This is a genomic window from Pontibacter ummariensis, from assembly GCF_900188175.1.
GTDB lineage: Bacteria > Bacteroidota > Bacteroidia > Cytophagales > Hymenobacteraceae > Pontibacter > Pontibacter ummariensis.
This window is the reverse complement of record NZ_FZOQ01000016.1, coordinates 67,953-89,996: the sequence shown is the minus strand read 5'-3', so window position 1 is coordinate 89,996 and position 22,044 is coordinate 67,953. Positions and strand designations below refer to the sequence as shown.

The following is a 22,044-nucleotide window of genomic DNA, read 5'->3' as shown; positions in this document are numbered from 1 at the left end:
TGTATAGCATGAACGCAAGCAGCCTTGGCCTGTACCGCTTGCACAGGCCACGGCCTTGGGTTTTAGCCTCCAGGGCTTTCTTATGTTTTCTATTTTAGTAATTGCATGTGCTTCGTACAGGCATGGGCTCTGAAAAGAAAAGGTGCTAGAGCCACTTTTAAACATCCTGAAAAGCCTACTGCTTTGTGCATTAACCCTGATTACAGGGTGCCTTTCTCGGTGGAGACCGCAGCCAGTATGTCCTCCACAAACTCACGGGAGTTAGAAAGCCGGGGTACTTTGTTCTGTCCGCCCAGCTTACCCCGCTTCTTCATCCAATTGTAAAAGGTGCCTTCCGAGACCTTGTGCACGATGGGCGACAGCAAAGCCAGGTCCTGGTGCCGGCGCGAGTCATAGTCTGAGTTAAGCTCCCGCAACGCCTCATCCAGGGCTTTAGCAAAATCGTCCAGGTTACGCGGTGCGCGGGCAAACTCTACCAGCCACTCGTGGCGTCCTTTCTGCCCATCCTGCGTAAAAACGGGGGCAGCGGTAAACTCATTGATCATGGCTCCTGTCGCTTCCGATGCCTTGGCCATCGCCCTCTCCGCGTTCTCCACCATCAGCTCCTCCCCAAAGGCGTTGATAAAGTGCTTTACCCGCCCCGATATCTTAAAGCGATAGGGACTGGTGGACGTGAAGCGGACCGTGTCCCCTATCTTATAGCGCCACAAGCCGGCATTGGTCGTAATGACCATGGCGTAGTTTTTCCCCGCCTGCACCTGATCCAGGCCTACCGTTCTCGGGCTTTCCTCCCCAAACTCATCCATCGGGATAAACTCGTAGTACACGCCATAGTCCAGCATCAGCAGCATTTCGTCTGGCTCGCAATCGCCGTCCTGCAGTCCGAAGAAGCCCTCAGAGGCATTGTATATATCGATGTACGTGATGTCGTCGGATGGCAGCAGCTTGCGGAACAGCTCCCGGTAAGGGCCAAAGGCCACGCCCCCATGGGCGAAGAACTCTAAGTTTGGCCACACTTCCAGTATATTTTCTTTGCCGGTAACTTCGAGTACCCGCTCCAACACTACGTGCGTCCAGGTAGGGAGGCCCATGATGCTGGTGATGTTCTGGTCGGCCACCGTGTGTGCCATGGTATCCAGCTTTTCCTCCCACGGCAGGAAGGCGATATCGGTAGAGGGAGTGCGGGCAAACTCAGCCCAGATGGGGAGGTTCTTGGTCACAATGGCCGAAATGGCCCCATAGCTCACCTCCTCGTTGTCTTCCTGGGCGTGCAGCGTGCCCCCCACCGACATGGCTTTGCCTAAAAAGAGGCGGCTATCGGGGTTGCGCTCCAGGTAAAGGGTAATCATGTCCTTGCCTCCCCGGAAGTGGCAATCCTCCAGCGCTTCCTGCGATACAGGGATAAACTTGCTCCGGTCGCTGGTAGTGCCTGATGACTTGGCAAACCATTTTATTTTAGAAGGCCACAGGATGTTGTGCTCTCCCTGCAGCATGCGCTTGATGTCCTGAGAAATATCGTCGTAAGCCGACACCGGCACTCTTTGCCTGAAGGCCTCGGCATTCTTGATTTCGGCGTACTTGTACCGCTGCCCCCACTCCGTTTGGCTGGCTTTAGCCAACAGGTCTTTCAGGGTTTGGTGCTGCACTTCATGCGGGTGCTCCATAAAGTGCTCTATCTGGCCCACCCGCTTCTTGGTGAACTGAGATATAAGTAAGTTTAGCAGTTCCATATGTTATCCCACATACGCAATCCTCCCCAGAAAGATAAGAAGACACAGAAGTCTGGGCAGAAGCAAGCACACAAGGGCGTTAAAATCCTAATTAGTACTCCATAGATTCAGAAAAAGCATTAATACCTGTCTTCTTTGGCTTAAGGTTCATCCTGGAAAAAAGCCATGCGCTCTACAATGGTTTCAGTGTCAATGCCGCCAGCCAGGGCTCCCGTACTTACTCCCACCGTACTGATAAAGGCCGCCAGGCGTATCTTATCGCCCAATGTGATGCCTTCTGTTTGCTCCACTGTAGGCCATGTTTGCATCAGGTCTGGTGGGAAAACGAGGATTTCCATCAAAAACATAAACACGCCCAAAAGCGTGAACAGGCCGATACAGGCAAACAGGATGCTGAGGTAAACGACTGTGTTGGCAACCGCCAGGTGCTCGGTCAGGATTCTTTTCTCTTTGCGCGGCATAAAAAGCGACTGCACCTTGACAAGGTAAAAGCTGGCGCCTAAAATACTGATGATAGCATACATGACGGCAATGTAGTTTTCCAGCCCAAGCCCTACGTCCCAGATCTCCGCCGTGAACACGAGCAGAAAACAGGGAGCCAGGGCTGCGGTGGCCAGCCCCGGCAAGGACAGGGCCAGGAAAAAAGACCAGTTGCGCAGCAAGGGGCGCAGCACGTCTCCGGGATGGCGGAAGGCCATCAGCACATGGAAGACAAAGGTCTCCATGATGTTACCGCCACGTAATTCCCGCTCCGGAAGGTGTTGGGTCTTTTTCCGCATATTCTTGCGCTCTTTTTCTGTAAAGCGCGGCAGGCCTACCCGGTCTTCCTTAAACTCGAAGGGTGCCATCATCCTGCTTTCCAGCCTGTCCTTATGGTCCAGACCAATGATGTGGCCTAACATGTGCAGAAACAGCGCAGCGCCATTCCATCGTGCTGCCGGTGAGTCCAGCGTACGCATGGGCTTCCCCCTACTAGCTGTCACCAGCTTGCGCGTAGAGAGGACCATGATCCGGGAAACCGCCGATACCAGGCCCGGCTCTACTCTTTTCCTGCGCGAGACCAGGGCAACATCCGTCACCACGACAATCAGGTCATAAGGGCCTTCTCCCATGCGCAGGGTAGCCTCATCCATGAAATCTGTGGGCCTGCGGGGGTTGTCACTATTTAACCGCTCCGGTTCCACAATATGAAAGAACCACTGCAGGTTGGTTGCCTTCTCCATTTCCTCGCGTGTGTCGTCGGCCAGCTGTTGTGCAAAGGCCAATAACTCCTCCTTGTTTGCTGCAGGGCTGTGCGACAGAAGCATGCCCACGTTCATCTCGGGGGTAGGGTCCGGCCCCTGGGCCGTTTCCAGCGCACTCCAGAAACGCTTGCCGGAGGTGAGGGCTCGCACGAAGTTCGTCGTACTGGCCACACGGGTGGCCCGTAGAATCCGAATGGCGCGTACCAGCCGGAAAGCCCGGAAGGCAGGGATAATCAGGGCAACCAGCGTGATCAGGTTATTCCGAATGTAGGCCCACTTGTTCTGCGCCAGAAACAGCTTGAGCAGGTATTCCAGGATAAAGATGATCCAGATGGCTGTTACAATTTGCTGCTGAACCTCGGTTAAGCCCTGTACAAACTCGATGATGAGGAAGACCAGCCAAACAATGGCCAACAGGAACATGGGGGTTTCCAGGCCTGCCTCCAGCTTATAAAGCAGCCGGTAGCGCCGCCGTCGTTGTTTTACCTCTGGCGGAATCTTAACTGGTGCCTTACTTGCGGTTGTCTCCGTGTCGTTTACTCTCTCCATAAGGAGTGCTATAACTGTATTATCAGATGCTGTTCTTTACCTTTTGTGCTATTTACTGATGCGTTCCCTGCACTGCGCCAGGTCTATCCCCTCCCCCAGCACCCCCCGGAACAGGTCCCCCTTCTCCTTTATTCTTTCTGCCATATTCCGGATGGTGAAGGCGGCCGGGCGAAGGCCGAGTTTTACCTCTTCCCACAACAGTGGGGCAGAGACAGTAGCCCCGGGTTTTGGCCGGGCACTGTAGGGGGCGGCCACGGTCTGCCCGATCGAGTTCTGCAGATAGTCGAGGTAAATCTGTTTGCGGCGCTCTTTGGGGCTCCGCTCCAGGCTGGTGAGCTTCGGCAGCCTTTCGTGCACTTTTTGGGCTACCTGGTGGGCAAAATTCCTGACCTCCTCGAACGGATACTTCGCACCCAGGGGCACGTAGATATGCATACCTGTTGCCCCTGAGGTCTTGCAAAAGGCAGGCGCCCCTGCCCCATCCAATACCGCTTTCATGGCCAGGGCTACCTCTATCACCTCATCATAATTGTTCTCCCCCGGGTCCAGGTCCAGCACCAGGAAGTCCGGCTGCTGCAGGTTTGCCAGGCGCGAGTTCCAGGGGTTAAGCTGGATGCAGCCCAGGTTATTCATGTAGGCCAGCGTAGCTTTATTATCGCACACCAGGTAATCCACCTCCTCCCCCGTCGATTCGGCCTTTAAAGCTACTGTGCGCACCCAATCGGGTGTGCTGTTCATATCTTTCTGAAAAAAGCCGGCTTTGGTAATGCCGTTGGGGTGGCGAAGCAGGGTTTGGGGCCGGTCCTGCAGGTAAGGCATCAGCACCTCCGCTATGCTTTGGTAATAATCGATCAGGTCTCCTTTCGTAATGTGCTCGTCGGGCCAGTAGAGCTTGTCCTGGCTACTCAGCGAAACCCTTTGCCCGTCTATCTCCTGCTCTGTGCGGTTCTTGCCTTTCTTGTCCGTTTTTCTGTCAGGCTTTTCCTTGCTTTTTTTCTTAGCGGGCTTCTCTGCTTCCTCCTTCGCTGTAGCCGACTGCGTCGCCTCCTCACGCACTACTTCCTTGGGGTTCTTGTCCTCGCGCAGGCCTTCGAATATGGCCTGGCGCATCAGCCCGTCTGACGTCCACTCGGCAAAAGTGATCTCCGCCACCAGTTCCGGTTTTACCCAGGTAACAGGCGCATTCGGGTTTACTTTACCCGTGAAAGGCGTCGCCTCCTGCTCCAGCGGTTCCAGCTTCGCTTTCAGCGCTACCAGCGACTTGCTGTTAAAGCCACTTCCGCTCTGGCCCACGTAGGTCAGCCTGCCGTTTTCATACACGCCCAGGACCAGTGCCCCGATGTGCTTGCGTTTGCCTTTAGGCGCTGTATACCCTCCAATCACCGCCTCCTGCCGCAGGTGCGTCTTTATTTTGAGCCATTCGCTGCTGCGGCTGCCCGTGCGGTAGGGGCTATTGGCCAGTTTCCCCATGATGCCTTCTACATTTTTACGCTGTGCCTCCTTAAAAAAGGCTATCCCCTGGGCCTCCACGTGGTCAGAATAGCGCACAGCAGGCAACTCCTCCGACAGCAGCTCCTGCAACCGCTTTTTCCGTTCAATCAGGGGGAGTTGGCGCAGGTCTTCGCCGTTCAGGTAAAGCAGGTCAAAGGCGTAGTAGTACAGGTGCTCAGAAGGAGTGTTCTGGTAGTTCTGCAACCGCTGAAAAGTAGCATAGCCTTCCTCATCCAGCACCACGATTTCACCATCCAACACAGCCTCCTGCCCCAGCTGCCGGAGGCTCTCCACGATAGGAGGGTACTTCTCATTAAAGGACTTTCCGCTGCGGGAGTACAACTCCACCTGCCCGTCTTTCACTTCAGCCACGGCCCTGTAGCCGTCCCACTTTATCTCAAAGACCCAGTCCTCACTGTCAAAGGGGCCATCGGTTAGCTTAGCCATCATAGGTGTGATGTGGTGCGGCATTTCAGCTGCTTTGCCCGTTGCTTTGCGCTTCCCTCCTTTGGTTTTAGATTGTTCTCCCTTTTTAGAGGCCTTCGCTGCAGCGCTTTTTTCTCCACCGGAAAGATGGTCTTCGCTGTCGTAGCCTTCGTGTACGGCCTCCGCATCGTCCTTCTTGATCAGCAGCCAAGCGCCTTTCTGGCGCCCCTTCATCTTTACCAGGGCAAACTCTCCTCTCAGCTTCTCTCCCTCCAGCACAAGCTTGATGCTACCCTCGGTCAGCCCCTGCAACAGCTGTTTCTCACTTTTGGCAGGATCTTCTGTTTCTGCAGCATGGTACTCCCCACTGTCCCAAATGTCTACGTGACCGGCTCCGTAGTTCCCCTCCGGTATATCCCCTTCAAATGTGCCGTACGAAACAGGGTGGTCCTCCACCTCCATGGCCAACCGTTTATCAGCAGGGTTCATAGAAGGGCCTTTGGGTACGGCCCAGCTTTTCAGAACCCCCTCCATCTCCAGGCGGAAATCGTAGTGCAGGGTGGAAGCCTGGTGGCGCTGCACCACAAAATGCAGCTTGCCCTTGCGCTTCCGCTCCTTTCCTGCCGGCTCCGGCGTCTGCTCGAAATCTCTTTTTTCTTTATAAGTCTCTAAACCCATAAGCTCTCATTTAATGCATACCATCAGGAAGCCCGCATCCGGGGCTGGTCTGCGTTAAGGCTGGCCTTCAGCTGTGCCATCAGGTCTTTTGTTTTGGTAGGCACCACTTCCATTTTTCGTTTGGCCGCTCTCTTTTTCCCTTTCGCCTTTGCCTCTATGGTCTCCAGCAGATTTTCGGTATAGGTGTCCTTATAGTCCCTGATGTCGAACTCGGTGGAGAACTGGTTGATCAGTTCCTCGGCCATGTCCAGTTGCTTCCCCCCGATGTCGACCTTGTGCGGCAGGTCCAGCTCTTCTACATCCTTTACCTCCTCCGCAAAGCGCAGCTTCTGCAGGACCAGCGCGTCTCCCACCGGCCTGATCACGGCGAGGTCCTCTTTTCCCCGCATCACCACAGTGGCAATACCGACCTTGCCTGTACGGCGCATGGCGTCGCGCAAGAGGCCGTAGCCTGTCAGGTTTCCTTTTTCGGGGGCCAGGTAATAGGGCTTTTTGAAGTAGATTTCGTCGATCTCTTCTTCCTCTACAAAGGAGTTCAGCTGGATTACCTGGTTCTTTTCTTCCTCCACCCTGTCGAAGTCCTCCTCGGTGAGCTCCACGTATTCGCCGTTGTACTTATAGGCCTTCACGATCTCCTTATAAGGCACCTCCTCCCCTGTTTTCTCATTTACCCGCTTGTTCCGAACGCGGGCGTGGTTCCGGCGGTCTATCAGGTCAAAGTCAAGCCGGCGCTGCGAAGTGGCGCTGTACATTTTAATGGGGATGTTTACCAGGCCAAAGCCCAAAGCCCCTTTCCAGATCGTTCTCATAGTGTTTCGTTTTGTGTCAGGTACTCTTACAGGTGCTTTAGCTTTAAAACGTGATAGGTCTTTATTCGTTTTAGCCCGCGATAGCAAGCCAGGCAAAGGCCTTTACTCCCCTTTTACTGTAATGGACCTGGCCTCGATAAAAATACGCTTCACCTCGGGATGGCTACCCAAGATCCCTTTTTCCAACCGGGCGATGGCTGCCTCTATTTCTGTGGCCGATAAACTACTTTTGAACTTCACATCGATGGCCAGCAGCACTTCGAAAGGGCCCATGTGCATGGTAAGCGGTGGTGCGATACGTGCGACAGCCGGATCGTCTGTTGCGATCTTTTGAATGCTCTCCAAGGTACCGCGGCTAACGCCTTCCCCGATCAGCAAGCCTTTGCTCTCGATGACCAGCAGTACAGAAACCAGGAACAGCACCGCCCCAATCACAATGGAGGCGACCCCATCATAGACAGGGTTGCCAGTTTGATTACTGAGAAAAACACCGATAAAAGCAATCACAAGGCCAGCGATGGCGGCAGAGTCTTCGAACAGCACTGTAAACGTGGCGGGGTCTTTACTGGCACGCAGTGCCTTCCAAAAGCTCTTTTCTACCCGGCTTTTCTGGAAGGTCCTGTAAGCCATTACCCAGGCAATGGCTTCAAACACCACCGCTGCCCCCAGCACGATGTAGCTTAAAGTAGGGTCTTCTATGGGTTCGGGGTGCTGTAAGTGCGTAATTCCCTCGTACATCGACATGCCTCCACCCACTGCGAAGATCAGGATCGCGACGATGAGTGACCAGAAGTAGAGCTCCTTTCCGTGGCCAAAGGGATGCGACACATCTGGTGGCCTTTGGCTTTTCTTTAACCCTAACAGCAGAAGAAGCGAGTTTCCGGTATCTACGAGGGAGTGGATCCCCTCCGACACCATAGCGGAACTGCCGCTGATGCCTGCCGCGATAAACTTCATGATGGCAATGGCCAGGTTCGCACCCAGCGCCCCGTACAGGGGCAGTTTAGAGCTTGTATTCATAATCAATCATATCTTTTAAAGTTAAAACTGCGGTCTCTCTGCCTACGGTGCGCCGGAAGCTGTTGTTTGAGAAGGTTAGGTAAGGGAATTCAGCCTCCTTGCCTCCTTTTTAGGCTTCTCTCTGTTTCTTCAGCCATTGCAGCTATTTCTGTTACGTTTCGAGAGGTGTCCGTGGTTGGATTGGGCAACATAGGCGTAGCCTTGGCTAGCTTCTAAACGACAGAGGGCCTCCCAGCCAAAACCGGGAGGCCCTCCTAAAAGGACTATTTGCTATTACTGCTGCGGCTTGTTTAATAGCTTGTCGGCAGCTAACACCAGGAACATGTAGTTGGATGACCCTCCGCCCAGCACATACTCTGTCTGCTGCCACAGGTAAGGCCATTCCAGCAGCTCCGGATAGTCCGGCCGGATAAGGGCAGTACCAGAGCCAACGCCACCCGGGATGTAGGAAAACTCCCCACGGTTATTACCATACGCCTGTGTCAGGGACTTTGCCCCTACACCCGAGGCGAAGGAAGAGGTGTTTGTACCAGGGTGCACCCCCAACACGAAGTTCATGGCATGCAGCATGTAGTTTGCCGGGAAGATCTCGGGGAAAGACTTATGCAGGAAGTACTGCTCTACTCCAAAGCTCTGGATTCCCCAGCCAGCACCCCAGATATCGGGCTTGTAGGGCATGCCGTAAGGTGTTTCTTTCTCCAGCTCATCTACCTTCGTCTTATAGCCTTTTACAGCGGCCGTAATGTTGTTACGGTACTTCTTGTTTTTGATGAGCGGCAACGTGCGGCCCACTGCCCAACCTGTCTTGTCAATGTTCTTGCTGATCTCATCTGTCATGCTCACCAGGAAGTCAGCGTACTTCTTCTCGCGCGTGGCCAGGTACAGCTCAGCCGCCGGACGCACGCGCTGCAGCCTGTTTTGTTCTTTTGCCCTGTCCCACAGCTCTTGGGCTATTTGCAGGCTCTCCTTTGCCAATTCATCGTTATACCCCCGCAGGGCGCGGGAGGCAGCGGCCAGGCCAGCGGCAACAAGCAACTCCCGACCCGGATTCTCCTCAGTGAATACCCAGCGGTCGTCTGGGGCGCCGGCAAAGCCTATCTCCGGCACTGGGTTCGGAGCAGTTGAGGCATTGAACACCTTTTCGTCTGTTTGCGTGGCGGCATCGCCCAGCAATGTGTACTGCCGCAAGGAGGGCTCAATGATACCACGGTACAAGCGCCCCAGGGCACGATAGCCCCCTACGATGGTCAAAGCGCCGTGCTCTATCTGCTGCAGGATGTCGTTCTTACCGTCCGGGCGGTGCAACTCTGTTACCAAGAGTTCCTGGTCTACTGTCGTATTGTCGTAATCCACACCGAACTCCTCGAAGGCCAGGGCCAGAATGCGAATCTCATCTGCCTGCGACTCTACCCGGATGTCGTAATCCCCGGCATCGTGCCAGCCACCCTTGTTCATGTTCGGTACGTGCTCGCCGGGCTTGTACTTGGTAAGCGTACTGGAGCCCTGCAGGTAGCCGTCGAAGTGGTTCGTATCGACCGGGGCCATGCGGGCATCGTCGAGGTGGCAGAGGTCGTGCCACACCTTGTAGCGGTCATTCACGCGCATGTGGCACATCTGCACCGGCAGGAAAGTCTCCAGCACCGGCTGCCACACATTGCGCTTAAACACCTGTCCGCTTATCTGGAAAGGGCTTGTCTCATAGTCGCCGTACTTCACCAGGTACATGCCCGGCTTCTCTACCTGCGAAAAGTCGAACTGGTAATAGTGGTAACGCAGGAAATCACCCCACTCCTTGGGGTTTGCCTCCAGCACTTTCTCCAGGCCGCCGCTCTCGCTTACCCGGTACAGGGTAGCGGGCATTTTGCGGGTGTCGGTTCTGTCCGTCTCGATCACCGCAATTTTCTGCTGCTTAGGGTGATACCCCACTTGTGACACCTGCACCACAGGCTCATACTTCCAGCCAGGCATGGCATGGGGCATCACCAGCCAGTCAATCGCGTTTTTGGTGGCGCCCTTCGGCACCAAGGAGCGGACTACAAACCAGCCATTGTTGTGCTGAGCGCGGCCATCGATCAGCTGCAGGCCATTCCCCTTCAGGTTCTCGATCGTCATGGTCTGGCGGTCTGTCTCTGGGGCTACCACCAGCTTGTTGCCATTGGCCATAGGTGTGGTCTGGTAGGCCTTGTCGGCATCGTAATAACCTGGCCCGTTCAGCTGCCGCGGGAAAATGCCGAAAGCCTCATCCATGTAATAGGTCTTACCAAACAGGATACCCGGGAACAGCTCAAAGTTAAAGCCCACCTTGCCAACCCACTCCTCCGGCAGGGGCTTGTCCAGGTCCACTATAATGCGGAAGCCTTCTCCCTCCGGGCGCACTCTCACCACATAGGCAAAGTCCAGGTCCGGGTATATAATGGGGTTAAAGCCTTTGCGGTTCTTGTCAGGGTCCGGGTACTCCATGCGCACACTGATCTCCTGTTTATCCCGGTCCACCATGCGCTTGCCTACTTTGGGCACCGGTTGCCACTGCCCTGGTGTCGGCTCCAGGCGCAAGTCGCCATTCGTCCCCACACGCAGGCCGTTCTGAATGATGCCCACCCCGCCCTGGTGGCTCTCCGGGTAGTAATCGTGCGCCAGCATCACGTTCAGGCCTTGTTTCTCCAGGTACTCCAACTCGTTGATGCGCAGGCCTTCCTGTTTTTGCTGCCCTAAAGCTGCATTAGCCGACAATCCGAGCGCCCCTAACAGCAAGAAGCCTGGGACCTTTAGCAAGCTTTTCAAGGGTAGTTTCCTCATATTATGTTTCGTTAAGATGACAATTGATTAAGTTGTGTCGTAAACAGGCACCACGCCATGTTCCCTTTACAGGAGCACAGTCCCTTTTTATCCATTTTGAACTAATAAAGAAAGCAGTTAAGAGGTAGTAATACAACAATCAGGAAAATCTTGTAGAGAAGAATGAGGGTAAAAGGATCGTTGGATGTTCCCTTTACCAAAAGAGACAGGAACCACCAGCCGGAAGTTCTTACCTGATTCTTCCCTAAAAGGTAAACGGCAGGCGCTACTTTCCAAAACTAGGAAAGAGGGCACACTTTCGCCTTGCTTTCCACTCCCTTTTAGAGAAACTTCTGACCTACTTGAAGGCAAACGACGGGCCTTATAAGCAATTTGGTAAGCGTCTCGAAAAAGTTTTAACAAAATGTTAATTTCCTGTAACAATAGTTCTCCTCTTTGCTTATCTTGGTCGCATATTTGTTGCAGGTTTCGTGTCGTGTGCTTTTTTCTAAATAGTGGAATTCAATGGAGCGTACATCCGATTATTTTATCAGCAGCGTAGATCCCCACATCAGGTTGCTTTATGGCAAATGGCTGAGGCCAGTTACCAGTCAGTTATACCGACAGGCCTTGCAGCAAGCCTGCGAAACAATTCAGCACATGCGTATCAGGTTCTGGCTCCAGGACAGCACTTTGCTTGCCACACGGGAGGTACAGGACCAAAAGTGGGCAACAGAAGTGATGGCTCTCCTACTGGCCCAAAGCTCTTTGCAGCAATTTGCCGTAGTGCACCCCGATGACCCTTACATGAAAGCGAGTGGCGAGGCCATGCGTGAGAAGGCTTTTCGGATCTTTGGCAAGCAATTAAAGGTTGAGTTCTTCGACTCCGTACAGGAAGCCAAGAACTGGCTCCTGCCGCACTACTCCAACTACATGTTACCCGCTCTTCCTGAGCTGTCCGCATCAGAAGACGGCCTGTACATGCTTGCATAGGCTCTGTTAAATAGCTTTGAAAACAGGACCTGAACCTAAATTCTATTTCTTCGGCTGCTCTCCCTTTCAAAGCTTCTCACGAGCAGGTTGCCTAAACAATGATTCCTTTAAGCTTTCTGATTAAGGTGTATTAATTAAATAGCGAATCATTATTAAGCACCAAGCCCCAGCGGGCGTTCTGTTTGTGTAAGAAGTAATTTTCTCTTAAAGCGCCAGTAGAGTAACATGCTGTTCCAGTCATTGCAGTATAACATGTCGCTCCGCTGGTGCTGGTTCTTGCTTACCCTCCCTCTCCTTCCATAACGCCCTTGCCACTAAGCCGTAAAACTTAGATAAGGACTTTTATAACATTTAAATACATAAAGCCATGCACGGAAAGTTGAAGAAGGAAGGAAATTACGAGTTGTTCCAGACCACGAAAGGCCACGAGATCCTGACCCTGGATCAGCAGGACTGGTATGCGGTGGTGGAGACAAGCCAGGGACACATCCTGGTGAAATCAGACGCAGACCATAAGAAAGATAAAACAGTAGACAAAGGCGCTTACTACCTGGCTGACTTTGAGGATGACCCGGAATTTAAGGACATGCCGCACCTCTTTCTGAAAGACGGGAAGAAGTATAAAGAGTTTGTGATCCCGCAGGGCATGCCCACAGAAGGCGACACCCGCAAGAAAGTGATCATGCCCGACGAAGAGATCAAAGAAGGTAAGGTAGAGTACCACGTGAAAGGCTCAGGCAACAAGGGCAGCGAAAAGCAGTACCAGGACGATGAGGACCAGTCCAAAGACAAAGACAAAAACAAGAACCAGCACAAAGGCGACGGCAAAGGCCACAAGCAGGACCTGGCACAGATGAGCAAAGACGAGCTCTACGAAAAGGCAAAGGAGCAAGGCATCGAAGGCCGCTCCAAAATGAATAAAGAAGAGTTGATCAATCACCTCAGGTAGGACACGACACTAATACAAAGCCAAAAGCCGCTGCATGTTTAGTAAGCTAAAACTGCAGCGGCTTTTTTGTTCTGTTGCCCTGGTTCTTAACAGTAAAAAAGAACAGCGAAATATTACAGGCACTGGTAGGTATAGGATGCTGTCGTTTTACCACCTTCCAAATAAGTAGTCGTGCTGCTTTCTACGTACTTGGCTGCGGTGTAAGTCAATGCCCTTTCAAAAGACTCGCTTCTGATTGTATTGCCACCGGCGTCCTGCACAGTACATCTTTTAATGTTATGCTCATGCGGAAAACCAGGCGTTAAAACAGTGGCCCTGAAAGCAGGAACCGCAGCCAGAGGAGACTTCATCTCGTCATAAACCAGGGTCATTGTCTTCACCTTCTTTTTATTCTGGTCATACACCTCCGCGGTTATTTGCGACAAGGTGTCCTGGTAAGTATATGTGATGGCGCTGGCGTAAGCGGGCTTATTACTTCTGATGTCGTACTCAGTTACGGTTATCAGCTGGCCTGAAGTATCATAGGCACAAGTCGTGGTATGGGCGAGCAGCAGCGAACTGTCGTACCACTCTGTGTACTGGTTGTAGCGCACGACTTGGTCTTTGGCGTTAAAGGTGTACACCACGTAGTCTTTCAGATTTTTTCCCGCTGTCAGTAGTTCTTCCCGCTCCAGCCTCCCCCGTGCATCATAGAGGTAGTTGCTGGTGGATAACAGGGAACCTTCCCGGTAGCGTTCGGCCATTACCGGGCGGCCCAGGTCATCGTAACTGTACTTCACGCTCGCTGCTCCTGCGCTAGTTGCTGTTTGCTCTTCCAGCACCAGGCAGGAGCCGGCGGGCAATGGCTCTGGGGCGGGTAACACAGGTTCTTCCTCCTGGCAACCGCAAAAGAGTAGCAGGCAAAGAAGCGGGTACAGTAGTTTTATTTTCATGTGGGGTACGGCTGCGTATCCATTAAGCCTCCCGAATATAGAAAGTTATCCTGCATCTGCCAAAGCAAGCAAAAGGAACAAGCCTTAAACAGAGCCCTGCGTTTTCACTAAACCCCGATGTCTTCGTTCCATAAGGATGGCTTCTCCTCGATGAACTGCTGCATCAGGTTATAACATTCCGCATTATTCGCCACTTCTACCTCCACGCCTCTGGAACGGAGCAACTCCTCCTCTCCCATAAAGGTTTTGTTTTCCCCGATCACCACTTTCGGAATGCCATACAAGAGGATCGTGCCGGAGCACATGGAGCAAGGCGACAGCGTGGTGTAGATGGTGCACTCCTTGTATACTGCGGCTGGCAGACGTCCCGCGTTTTCCAGGGCATCCATTTCGCCGTGCAGCACCACGCTACCTTCCTGCACCCGCTTGTTATGTCCCCTTCCGATGATCTTTTCGTTGTGTACCAGTACGGAACCGATGGGAATCCCGCCCTCGGCGTAGCCTTTCCTTGCTTCTTCTATGGCTGCTTGTAAGAATTCGTTCATTTTTATCTAGTGTGGTTAATGCTTTTGCTGTTTGTGACGCTTTTACTTCGCAAAGAGTACCAGGAGTCGCGTCTCCCCTGTTACCCACGGCAACTTTAGGGTGATATAGATCAGTAAAAGAAAGATTAAATATCATACGGGAGAAAAGGCGGAAGCAGGAGCTTTGTGCAAGGAAAATTATGCAAAAAGCAGCGAACAACAAAGCAATCATATACTGGCTCCTGAGCGGAGCCCTACTGGTTTTGGCCATGGTGGCGATTGGTGGGATCACCCGCCTTACCGGTTCCGGCCTCTCTATTGTGCAGTGGAACCTGATCTCAGGTACCCTCCCGCCCCTGACAGAGGCAGCCTGGCAACAAGCCTTTGCCCAGTACAAGCAGTTCCCGGAATACCAGAAGCTGAACCAGGGCATGACACTACAGGGCTTTCAGCAGATCTTTTGGTGGGAATACCTGCACAGGTTAGTGGGGCGCCTTATCGGCCTGGTATTCCTTCTGCCCTTCTGCTACTTTTTGATAAAGCGGTGGATAAGCGGGTGGCTCTTGAAAAGGCTCTTGCTGCTGTTCTTCTTAGGTGCAGCCCAAGGCCTGATGGGCTGGGTTATGGTAAAGAGTGGCCTGGTAGACCGGCCCCACGTGAGCCACTACCGCTTGGCGGCACACCTGACACTGGCCTTGTCCCTGATCGGGGTCATGGCCTGGACGATAGCGGACCTTGTCCCAAAACCCCAGAAGCCGCAGGTTATAATCCCAAGCCTAAGGTACCTGTCTCATCTGATACTGGTATTGGTCTTGGTGCAAATCATTTTCGGGGCTTTTGTGGCAGGCCTGAAAGCGGGGTTCTCTTACAATACTTATCCGCTTATGGAAGGAGAACTCTTCCCGTCGCACCTGCTAGGCTATTTAAGTTGGAGCAATACGTTGGACAACGGGGTGGCGGTACAGTTCCTACACCGTTGGTTTGCCTTGCTGGTGCTGAATGCACTAGTCCTGTTCTGGTATACCACCCGTAAAAGAAACATGCCGGGGCAGGTGCAGTACCTGGCCACGTTACTACTGCTGGCAGGCATTACGCAGCTGAGCCTGGGCATTGCAACACTTGTACTCGCCGTACCTCTTGCCCTGAGCGTGCTGCACCAGGTGGTGGCAGTGCTGCTATTCGTGTTGGCTGTGCTGGCTGTGCACAGTACAAAGGCTAACAGGCTGGCAGGGGAGCGGCAGAACTCCCCTGCCAGCCTGCGCCAGCAGGTTTAGGCAGGTAACTCCTCGTAATCCTCGCTCTTGGGTAAGGCTGCAAATTGTGCTGCCAGTTCCTCCGGCAACTGGGCCAGTTTTCTTTTCAGCACGTCTATCCAGGCGCCGTCTACCTCAATAACAGCTGCTTTCACCCCGTCTTGCCGGAAAACCTCGTGCCGGATTGACCAGCGGGAGGCATCAGGCCTGCTCTTGATCAGCTCCGTTGTCACCTTCAGGTTGTCGTTTACGCCCACCTCGCGCAGGTACTTCAACTCTTCGCGGAAAAGGATGGGGCCTATGTGTAACTTCTGAAACATTTTTAGGTCCAGGCCCAACTGGTCCAGCACTTCTATACGGGCCTGTGCGGCAAAGTCGGCATAGGCAGAGTGGCGCATGTGCATATTAGCGTCCAGGTGCGACCACATCACCTTGCCTTCGTAAACATTGTTCATCTTCAATTTCTTTTGCTTTTCGGTTGCCTTTTAAAGAATGATTAAACGGGCTTTGCACCCTGACCGATATGTCAGGACCTCAGGGGCAAAATTGCACTAAAATTAGCAGTGGCTTGCTGTTGAGCCAACAGCCGAACCTGCGCCTGTACGAAAGATAGGCACTCCTTTCTGGACTTCAAACATGTTCCTGGCCTGTCTGCCCTCGGTTTCCTTTCTCTAATGTTTCTGTTTACCCTCTCTTTTATACCCTTTACTCATAATACTTGTTCATTTAGGGGAAAAACGGGAAAAGGACTCCTCCTTATTTGGTGCAAAATATTACACGTAAACACAGGAAACACCTTCTGTATTTTATACAATTACTCCCTAAACTTATTACCATTACCAGCTTGTTAACAGCTTATTTTAAGTATTTTAGGTAACGCTCTCTTTATATCCCCGTTAATATCATAGTGTTAATTGTTATATTAAACCACTAAAGCTATGATAACAAATTTTAAAAAAATGTCCATATTGGGCCTCTTCCTGGCTGCACCTTCACTTGTGCAGGCGCAGGTGGAAACGGCCTTTATCAACCCTTTAATTGATAATGGTGTCCGTTTCTTTGTATGTGTGATCGCAGGTATCCTGTTAGCCATTGGTTTCCAGGCACTGCTTACCATGCTGTCCGTTGCCTCCGGTGTATCGGCTATCGGTAACATTCGCAAGCAAGCACACCAATCCTCGCACTCACAGAGCAACTCCAGCTCAAGCGACACGCCTATGATCCAGAAGATCAGCAGCGCTTTTGGTATCTGGACCTTGGTGACCTGCTCACTCTCACTTTTCTTTGCCAGCTTACTGGCTGTGAAGCTGAGCCTGATTGGCGCTAACTTCATTGGCCTGACGCTAGGGCTGGTTATCTGGGCTGCCTTTTTTACGACCATGATGTATTTAGAAGTAAAGGCTGTTACCTCCCTGATCGGTACGCTGATCAACACGGCGATGGCCGGTCTGAGACAGTCAGCCAGCGCCGTGAGTGGTATTTTCAGCCAGTCTTCTGAAAGCGAAGCCAAGAGCGTAGCTAGAACAAGCGCGCACGAGAATGCCCGCGCCATGCGCAAAGAGTTGCAAAAGCTGTTCAACAACAACGACCTGGACCAGAAGATCAATGACTATGTCAACCGCCTGGCCCCACAGGACATCAACGTGAACAAGATCAAGCAGGAGCTGAAAGACCTGATCGCTGACATTGAGGTAAAAGAGAAAACAGAGCTCGGCGAAGAAGGGGTAACCAAGCACATGTTCCTGGAAGTTGCCAGTAGCACACCGAACATCTCGAAAAAAGACGTGCAGAAGCTCGGCCAGGTGTTTGACCAGGTGAAAGGCATTGCGCAATCCGGTGGTAGCAAAACAGAAAAGGCGCAAAAAGCCGTGGAGCAGCTAACACCAGCCAGCCACCAGGAAGTGGAAGCGTTTAAGAAAACCGTTGCCGACTACCTGCGTGCTACGCACAAGCAGGAGTTACAACCAGATAAGATCCGTCAGGACATCCAGGCGATGCTGAAAGACCCTAAAAAGGCAAAGCAGATTCTGCAGCACAAAGCCAGTGCCGTAGACCATGACACCATCGTGAGCATTCTGGAAGAACGCGGTGACCTGAGCCATCAGGATGCCGAGAAGTATGCCCAGTACGCTGAAAAAGCCCTTGATTTTGTGAAAGGACACCTCGGGTTATCCAGTAGCGGGGGTATGAGCGGCGGAAGCGGCAACAACCTGAGCAGTGGCGGCGGTGATAACCTAAGTAGCGGCAGTGGAGCACATTCCAGCACAAGAGTAGAGCACTACCCAACCGCAGACGTATACATCACGGAGAGCCGCGCAGGCAACATGGGCGGTGACGGTAGCTCTAACAAATCGATGACAGGCAAAGCCAAAGCACGCCTTCAGGAGTACCTGGCTGACTTCCAGAACAAGAAAGACTTCAACCTGAACCAGATCAAGCAGGAATTCATGCACATGTTCAGCGGTTCCGGGGAAGACGACCATGAGAGCCTGACATACAAGCTGAAGTACTACAACGAAGAGGAAATGACCCGCTTTGTGACGATGAACACCAGCATTCCGCCAGAAAAGGCACACGCCATTGCAGCGAAAGCGGTGGAAGCCCGTGATACGGTGCTTACCAAAGCGCACGACATCGAACGCGAAGTGAAAATGAGGCTGGACCAGGCGAAAGAAGAAGCCCTTATCCAGGCTGAAAACACCCGTAAGGCAGCTGCCTCCGCAGCTTGGTGGCTGGTAGCCACAGCCGTTGTATCCGGTGTCGCGTCAGCCGTAGGTGGTATGCTGGCCCTTGACTCTTGGATCCTATAATCACACCATTTTTCTAGAATTAAAAGAGGCACTATGTGGTGCCTCTTTTTTTGTGTAGCTGGTTTAATAGGGAGATACCGTTCCTCTTCTTTTGTTCTCAAATAGGGCCACCAAGAATAAAACTTAGACTCTGCTATTGCGGCTTTGAGAAAGCGCTGTTCTGAATAAAACTCTCGTCCGTCAGTGTTTGGAGAAAGGCGATCAGCTTTGCTTTTTCAGATGGCGAGAGGGGTATGCCCAGCCTCCCCTGCTGCTGCAATTCCGGAGCCAAGCTGGCTGAATAAACAACGCCTGCACTATAGTGCTCCAGCACCTCTTCCAGCGTTTGGAAACGACCATCGTGCATGTAAGGCGCTGTCAGGGCTATGTTGCGAAGCGTGGGGGTCTTATATTTTCCAACGTCCTCGGGCGTACCTGAAATGCGGCCACGCCCATATGCAAGGGCTTCGTGATCAGGAGAGAAGCTGCTGTCCAGGCCGTTATTGTGGTAGCTGTTGTCTGTGAAGAAGCCTGTTGCATGGCAACTGCTGCAATGCTCTTGAAATAGGGTCAGGCCCTCCAGTTCCAGCTCACTTAGGTCTCCTCCCGTCTCATGCCGCACATACTTATCGTAACGGGAGTTAGCAGAAATTAGGGTACGCTGAAACTGGGCCAAGGCTCGTGTGATGGCCGCTGACGTAACGCTGTCTGTACCGAAGGCTTTTTTAAAGAGCTGCGGGTACTGCGAGTGCTGCTGTAGCTTTTGCGCCAGGGCTTTCAGGTCCTGCCCCATCTCGTCCGGGTGCGTCAACGGGCCAAAGCTTAATGATTCCAGGTCTTTGGCGCCACCATCCCAGAACAAGCCCGGCATCCAGGCGAGGTTTACCAGGGAAGGCACGTGCCGCAGCAAGGGCTTGCCGCTTACGCCTGCGGTTGTCAGTGCTTTTCCATCTGTAAAGGCCTTTTCCTGCTGGTGGCAAGTGGCGCAGGACACGGTACCGGTTTTGGATAACACAGGATCGTAAAACAGCATGCGCCCCAAGGCCACTCCCTCATGGGTAAGGGGATTTCTGTCCGGATAGGGAACCGAGGTAGCCAGGTTAGCAGGTACCCCAAGGGCAAAGCTCTCCGCCATGGGACTTACCTCCTCCTGCTCCCCGGTACAACTTGCCAGGAAAAACAGGTACAGGCTAAGTAAGCCCACTAAGAGCGTGTAAGGTCGGCGGAGCATCTGCTAGGCGCTATTTCACTTCCACAACCTTTAGAAAACCGTTGCTGTAGTTTTCGGCGATCATACTGGGTCCTGCCCCATGGCCCCCTGCGTGCATCACGTCAAAATCGATCAGGTTCGGGTTCTGGAAAAGTTCGTTTACGTCGGCCTGTAAGCGAAGCGTGGCATTGGGCTGCTGGCGCAGGTTAAGGGCCTGAGGTAAGTCGAGGGTAAGGGTTTTGTAATTCACATCCCCTCCCACATGGAATACCAGTCCTCCATTGCCGGTGTCACCGGTATAGGTACCCACCAGCGACAGGAATTTATACCCCGTGTCCCAGTCCCACACCATCTCGTTACTCGGGTCCAGGTCTCCTACCTGGTCAGTCGAATGGTTATGGGCCTCATCCACCCCAATCGAGAGTTCTATCTTATCATAAGTACCGGCGGGAACCTCTTTTAACTCAAAGGTAGTCTTGCCCTCCCCTCCTATCAGATGGTAACTTTCAGGCTCCAGAAAGGTGGCCTCTCCCTTACTGCTGATGAGCTTTACGTTGCTGATATAGTATTTAAAATTGCTGACTACATACGTATCCCCGGCAGGGCTGGTGTAGGTGCTGGCATCTAACTGCAGCGGCTGTACGCCTACCATGTTTTGTAACTCAACCTGCACAGTAGCTGCAGGAGCTGTCGCCTCCTCATCTGAGCAGGCAGCCAGGAGGGGCAGGGCCATCAACAGCAACAAATAGTTTAAACCTGCTTTTTTCATGCGAACTATTTAAAAGGGTCTGAAAAGCGTTTATCGGTGATAAAGGTAGAATCGGTCAGGGTATGAAGGAAAGTAACGATCTTACGTTTTTCCTCCTCCGTCAGAAGGAGTGTTTTGCCGCCTACCTCGTTTGTGGCCTCTGTGATCAACGGGGACAAATGCGGGCTATTTTCCTTGATGTGCTCGTTATAGTGGTCCAGCACCTCCTCCAGCGTTTGAAAACGGCCATCATGCATGTAGGGCGCCGTCAGGGCTATGTTGCGGAGTGATGGTGCTTTAAACTTGCCCTTATCCACTTCCCTACCTGTCACGGCCCCATACCCTAAATCGGTGAGTACCTCATCCAAGCCGTTGTTATGGAAAGTACGCATGGAGAGAAGCACCCCGCCATGGCAGTCGCCGCAATTACCGCCGCGCAGGCCTATGCCCGGTTCGGGGTGGGTCATAAAGAGCTTCATGCCTTCCAGTTCATCCTCTGTGAAGGTACCCTCATCCAGCAGGTACCGGTCGTAGCGTGAATCCGCAGAAATAAGCGTCCGTTCGAACTGGGCTATCGCTTTCAGGATCCTTTCTTCGGTAATCGTGTCGGAGCCAAAGGCTTTCCGGAAAAGCGGTGGGTATAACCCTGTCGCCTGCAGCTCTTTCACGGCCTCCGCCAGGCTCTGATGCATTTCTATTTCGCTTTCGATGGGTATTCGGGCCTGGTCCTCCAGGCTCAAAGCGCTGCCGTCCCAGTTAAACAGAAAGAACCAGAGCAGGTTCGACAAGGACATGGCGCTGCGCCTGTGCGCTACGCCGTCTATGCCAACCGCCAGGGCGCGCCCGTCTGTAAAGGCTTTCTCCTGCTGATGGCAGCTGCCGCAGGACATGGTGTTGTCGCCCGACAGCCTTTTCTCATAAAACAAGTGCCGCCCCAACAGCACCCCCTCTTCTGTGAGTGGATTATCGGCAGGGACTTTAAAGTTCTGCGGAAATGTTTTGGGTAGGACCAGTTCGTAAGGGGTAGGTTCAAAGGGCTCCACCTCTGGCTCTACTTCCTCCTTGTCAGGGGAACAGGCAAAGGCAGCAATTAGCAGTAAAAAGGGCAGTAATAAGTTACGTAGGGTTTGCATGTTCTTGCAGATGCACTTCTAATAAAGCAGAACGCGAAGCAGCGTAAATTCTTATAAAAGCGCCTTTCAAATTATGTTGGACTTGAACAACCACCAGCAGAGGTGATAGCGTTTCTCCGTCCTTCTACTTCACCTGGCAAGTTTTGTTTTCCAACTCCTGCCATTCTCCTGCATGATTTTCTGCTTGTGCGCCAGGATTTGGTCCCGCTGTACTACTTTTCCTCTCGTTATGTAAACATAATTACTCACGCTTTCTAATGTTGCATAAGTACAACCGGCCAGTTAAAGTTCTTTAGCTGGTCCGGTTTGCTGCATCTCCGGCCACAGGAGCTACCCATGTAACAACAGGTTCTTTTTACTCAAGTATTACTCTATTTTATCCCATTTGCTATCGTTGTTTCTCAGGACCCGAGCAAAAAATCACCAAAAGTGAGTATTGCCTTGTATCCCGCAAGTTGAGAGATTAGTGTGTATTTTATAGCACTGGAGTGTATCGGCTGTATACCACCCTTTAACTTAAGACCTATGCTTAAAAATGTGCAACTATTAAATAAGCAGGAATGCCAGGTGATTGCCTATCTGGCGGATGGCCTAACCCATGAGCAGATCGGAAAAAAGCTTGAATGGAGTGAGCTGACAGTAGAATCCCGGCTTGAAGAAATGATGCGCAAGCTGAACATGAGCCATTCTTACCAACTGATTAGTTGGGCCTACCTGGAGGGGGTGCTGAAATAAAACGCTGCCCCGCCTCATCCTACACTACAACAAACCGCCCTTTATCACCCTATGAA

At 52.5% G+C, this 22,044-nt stretch carries 17 protein-coding genes; 5 read left to right on the top strand and 12 right to left on the bottom strand.

All coding sequences use genetic code 11. The features are described 5' to 3' along the window. Positions 1-200: 200 nt before the first annotated feature. The 6 genes from CHB92_RS16915 to CHB92_RS16890 all read right to left on the bottom strand — a co-directional run bounded on the left by CHB92_RS16915 (position 201) and on the right by CHB92_RS16890 (position 10,719). Complete coding sequence (locus tag CHB92_RS16915) at positions 201-1,730, bottom strand: GH3 auxin-responsive promoter family protein (protein ID WP_089320418.1); 1,530 nt, start codon at positions 1,728-1,730, stop codon at positions 201-203. Positions 1,731-1,870: 140 nt separating this feature from the next. Then, positions 1,871-3,523 (bottom strand): hypothetical protein, encoded by a 1,653-nt coding sequence (locus CHB92_RS16910; RefSeq protein WP_089320417.1) that lies wholly within the window; start codon positions 3,521-3,523, stop codon positions 1,871-1,873. 48 nt (positions 3,524-3,571) lie between these two features. Next, on the bottom strand, positions 3,572-6,118 hold the full coding sequence (ligD, locus tag CHB92_RS16905; protein ID WP_089320416.1) for a DNA ligase D: 2,547 nt from the start codon (positions 6,116-6,118) through the stop codon (positions 3,572-3,574). A 23-nt stretch (positions 6,119-6,141) separates the two neighbouring features. After that, positions 6,142-6,927, bottom strand: coding sequence for a non-homologous end joining protein Ku (gene ku / locus CHB92_RS16900; RefSeq protein ID WP_089320415.1), 786 nt, complete (start codon positions 6,925-6,927; stop codon positions 6,142-6,144). A 102-nt stretch (positions 6,928-7,029) separates the two neighbouring features. Then, on the bottom strand, positions 7,030-7,947 hold the full coding sequence (locus CHB92_RS16895; RefSeq protein ID WP_089320414.1) for a cation diffusion facilitator family transporter: 918 nt from the start codon (positions 7,945-7,947) through the stop codon (positions 7,030-7,032). Positions 7,948-8,220: 273 nt separating this feature from the next. Continuing rightward, positions 8,221-10,719 carry a glycoside hydrolase family 9 protein gene (locus CHB92_RS16890; protein WP_245842668.1) on the bottom strand — a complete coding sequence of 833 codons (2,499 nt, stop codon included), beginning with the start codon at positions 10,717-10,719 and terminating at the stop codon, positions 8,221-8,223. Positions 10,720-11,247: 528 nt separating this feature from the next. Here CHB92_RS16890 and CHB92_RS16885 point away from each other — a divergent pair. Together CHB92_RS16885 and CHB92_RS26180 are read left to right on the top strand one after the other, a co-directional pair. After that, a complete protein-coding gene (locus tag CHB92_RS16885; RefSeq protein ID WP_106219145.1) occupies positions 11,248-11,715 on the top strand; it encodes a hypothetical protein in 468 nt (155 codons plus the stop codon). Between the two features lie 367 nt (positions 11,716-12,082). Next, complete coding sequence (locus tag CHB92_RS26180) at positions 12,083-12,664, top strand: Rho termination factor N-terminal domain-containing protein (RefSeq protein WP_245842665.1); 582 nt, start codon at positions 12,083-12,085, stop codon at positions 12,662-12,664. A 113-nt stretch (positions 12,665-12,777) separates the two neighbouring features. On the opposite strand, the gene CHB92_RS16875 is transcribed toward CHB92_RS26180, so the two are convergent. Both CHB92_RS16875 and CHB92_RS16870 read right to left on the bottom strand, forming a co-directional pair. Then, complete coding sequence (locus tag CHB92_RS16875; RefSeq protein WP_089320411.1) at positions 12,778-13,596, bottom strand: hypothetical protein; 819 nt, start codon at positions 13,594-13,596, stop codon at positions 12,778-12,780. A gap of 107 nt (positions 13,597-13,703) precedes the next feature. Beyond that, entirely contained in the window at positions 13,704-14,141 is a 438-nt protein-coding gene (locus CHB92_RS16870; RefSeq protein ID WP_089320410.1) for a nucleoside deaminase, read from the bottom strand. 179 nt (positions 14,142-14,320) lie between these two features. Here CHB92_RS16870 and CHB92_RS16865 point away from each other — a divergent pair, with 179 nt between their 5' ends. After that, positions 14,321-15,394 (top strand): COX15/CtaA family protein, encoded by a 1,074-nt coding sequence (locus tag CHB92_RS16865; protein ID WP_089320409.1) that lies wholly within the window; start codon positions 14,321-14,323, stop codon positions 15,392-15,394. On the opposite strand, the gene CHB92_RS16860 is transcribed toward CHB92_RS16865, so the two are convergent. Continuing rightward, positions 15,391-15,828: an acyl-CoA thioesterase gene (locus tag CHB92_RS16860; protein WP_245842663.1), complete on the bottom strand. Its 438-nt coding sequence runs from the start codon at positions 15,826-15,828 to the stop codon at positions 15,391-15,393. The two genes, CHB92_RS16865 and CHB92_RS16860, sit on opposite strands and share 4 nt — an antisense overlap. 483 nt (positions 15,829-16,311) lie before the next feature. Here CHB92_RS16860 and CHB92_RS16855 point away from each other — a divergent pair, with 483 nt between their 5' ends. Continuing rightward, a complete protein-coding gene (locus CHB92_RS16855) occupies positions 16,312-18,183 on the top strand; it encodes a hypothetical protein (protein WP_089320408.1) in 1,872 nt (623 codons plus the stop codon). Positions 18,184-18,316: 133 nt separating this feature from the next. Here the strand turns inward: CHB92_RS16855 and CHB92_RS16850 are convergent, their stop codons facing one another. Genes CHB92_RS16850 through CHB92_RS16840 form a run of 3 tightly spaced genes read right to left on the bottom strand, consistent with a single transcriptional unit; the run spans position 18,317 to position 21,253 of the window. After that, positions 18,317-19,393 carry a cytochrome-c peroxidase gene (locus tag CHB92_RS16850; protein ID WP_089320407.1) on the bottom strand — a complete coding sequence of 359 codons (1,077 nt, stop codon included), beginning with the start codon at positions 19,391-19,393 and terminating at the stop codon, positions 18,317-18,319. Between the two features lie 10 nt (positions 19,394-19,403). Beyond that, positions 19,404-20,141 carry an MbnP family protein gene (locus CHB92_RS16845; RefSeq protein WP_089320406.1) on the bottom strand — a complete coding sequence of 246 codons (738 nt, stop codon included), beginning with the start codon at positions 20,139-20,141 and terminating at the stop codon, positions 19,404-19,406. Positions 20,142-20,146: 5 nt separating this feature from the next. Continuing rightward, positions 20,147-21,253, bottom strand: coding sequence for a cytochrome-c peroxidase (locus tag CHB92_RS16840; RefSeq protein WP_089320405.1), 1,107 nt, complete (start codon positions 21,251-21,253; stop codon positions 20,147-20,149). Between the two features lie 537 nt (positions 21,254-21,790). Here CHB92_RS16840 and CHB92_RS16835 point away from each other — a divergent pair. After that, positions 21,791-21,988 carry a response regulator transcription factor gene (locus CHB92_RS16835; protein WP_179223084.1) on the top strand — a complete coding sequence of 66 codons (198 nt, stop codon included), beginning with the start codon at positions 21,791-21,793 and terminating at the stop codon, positions 21,986-21,988. Positions 21,989-22,044 lie beyond the last annotated feature (56 nt).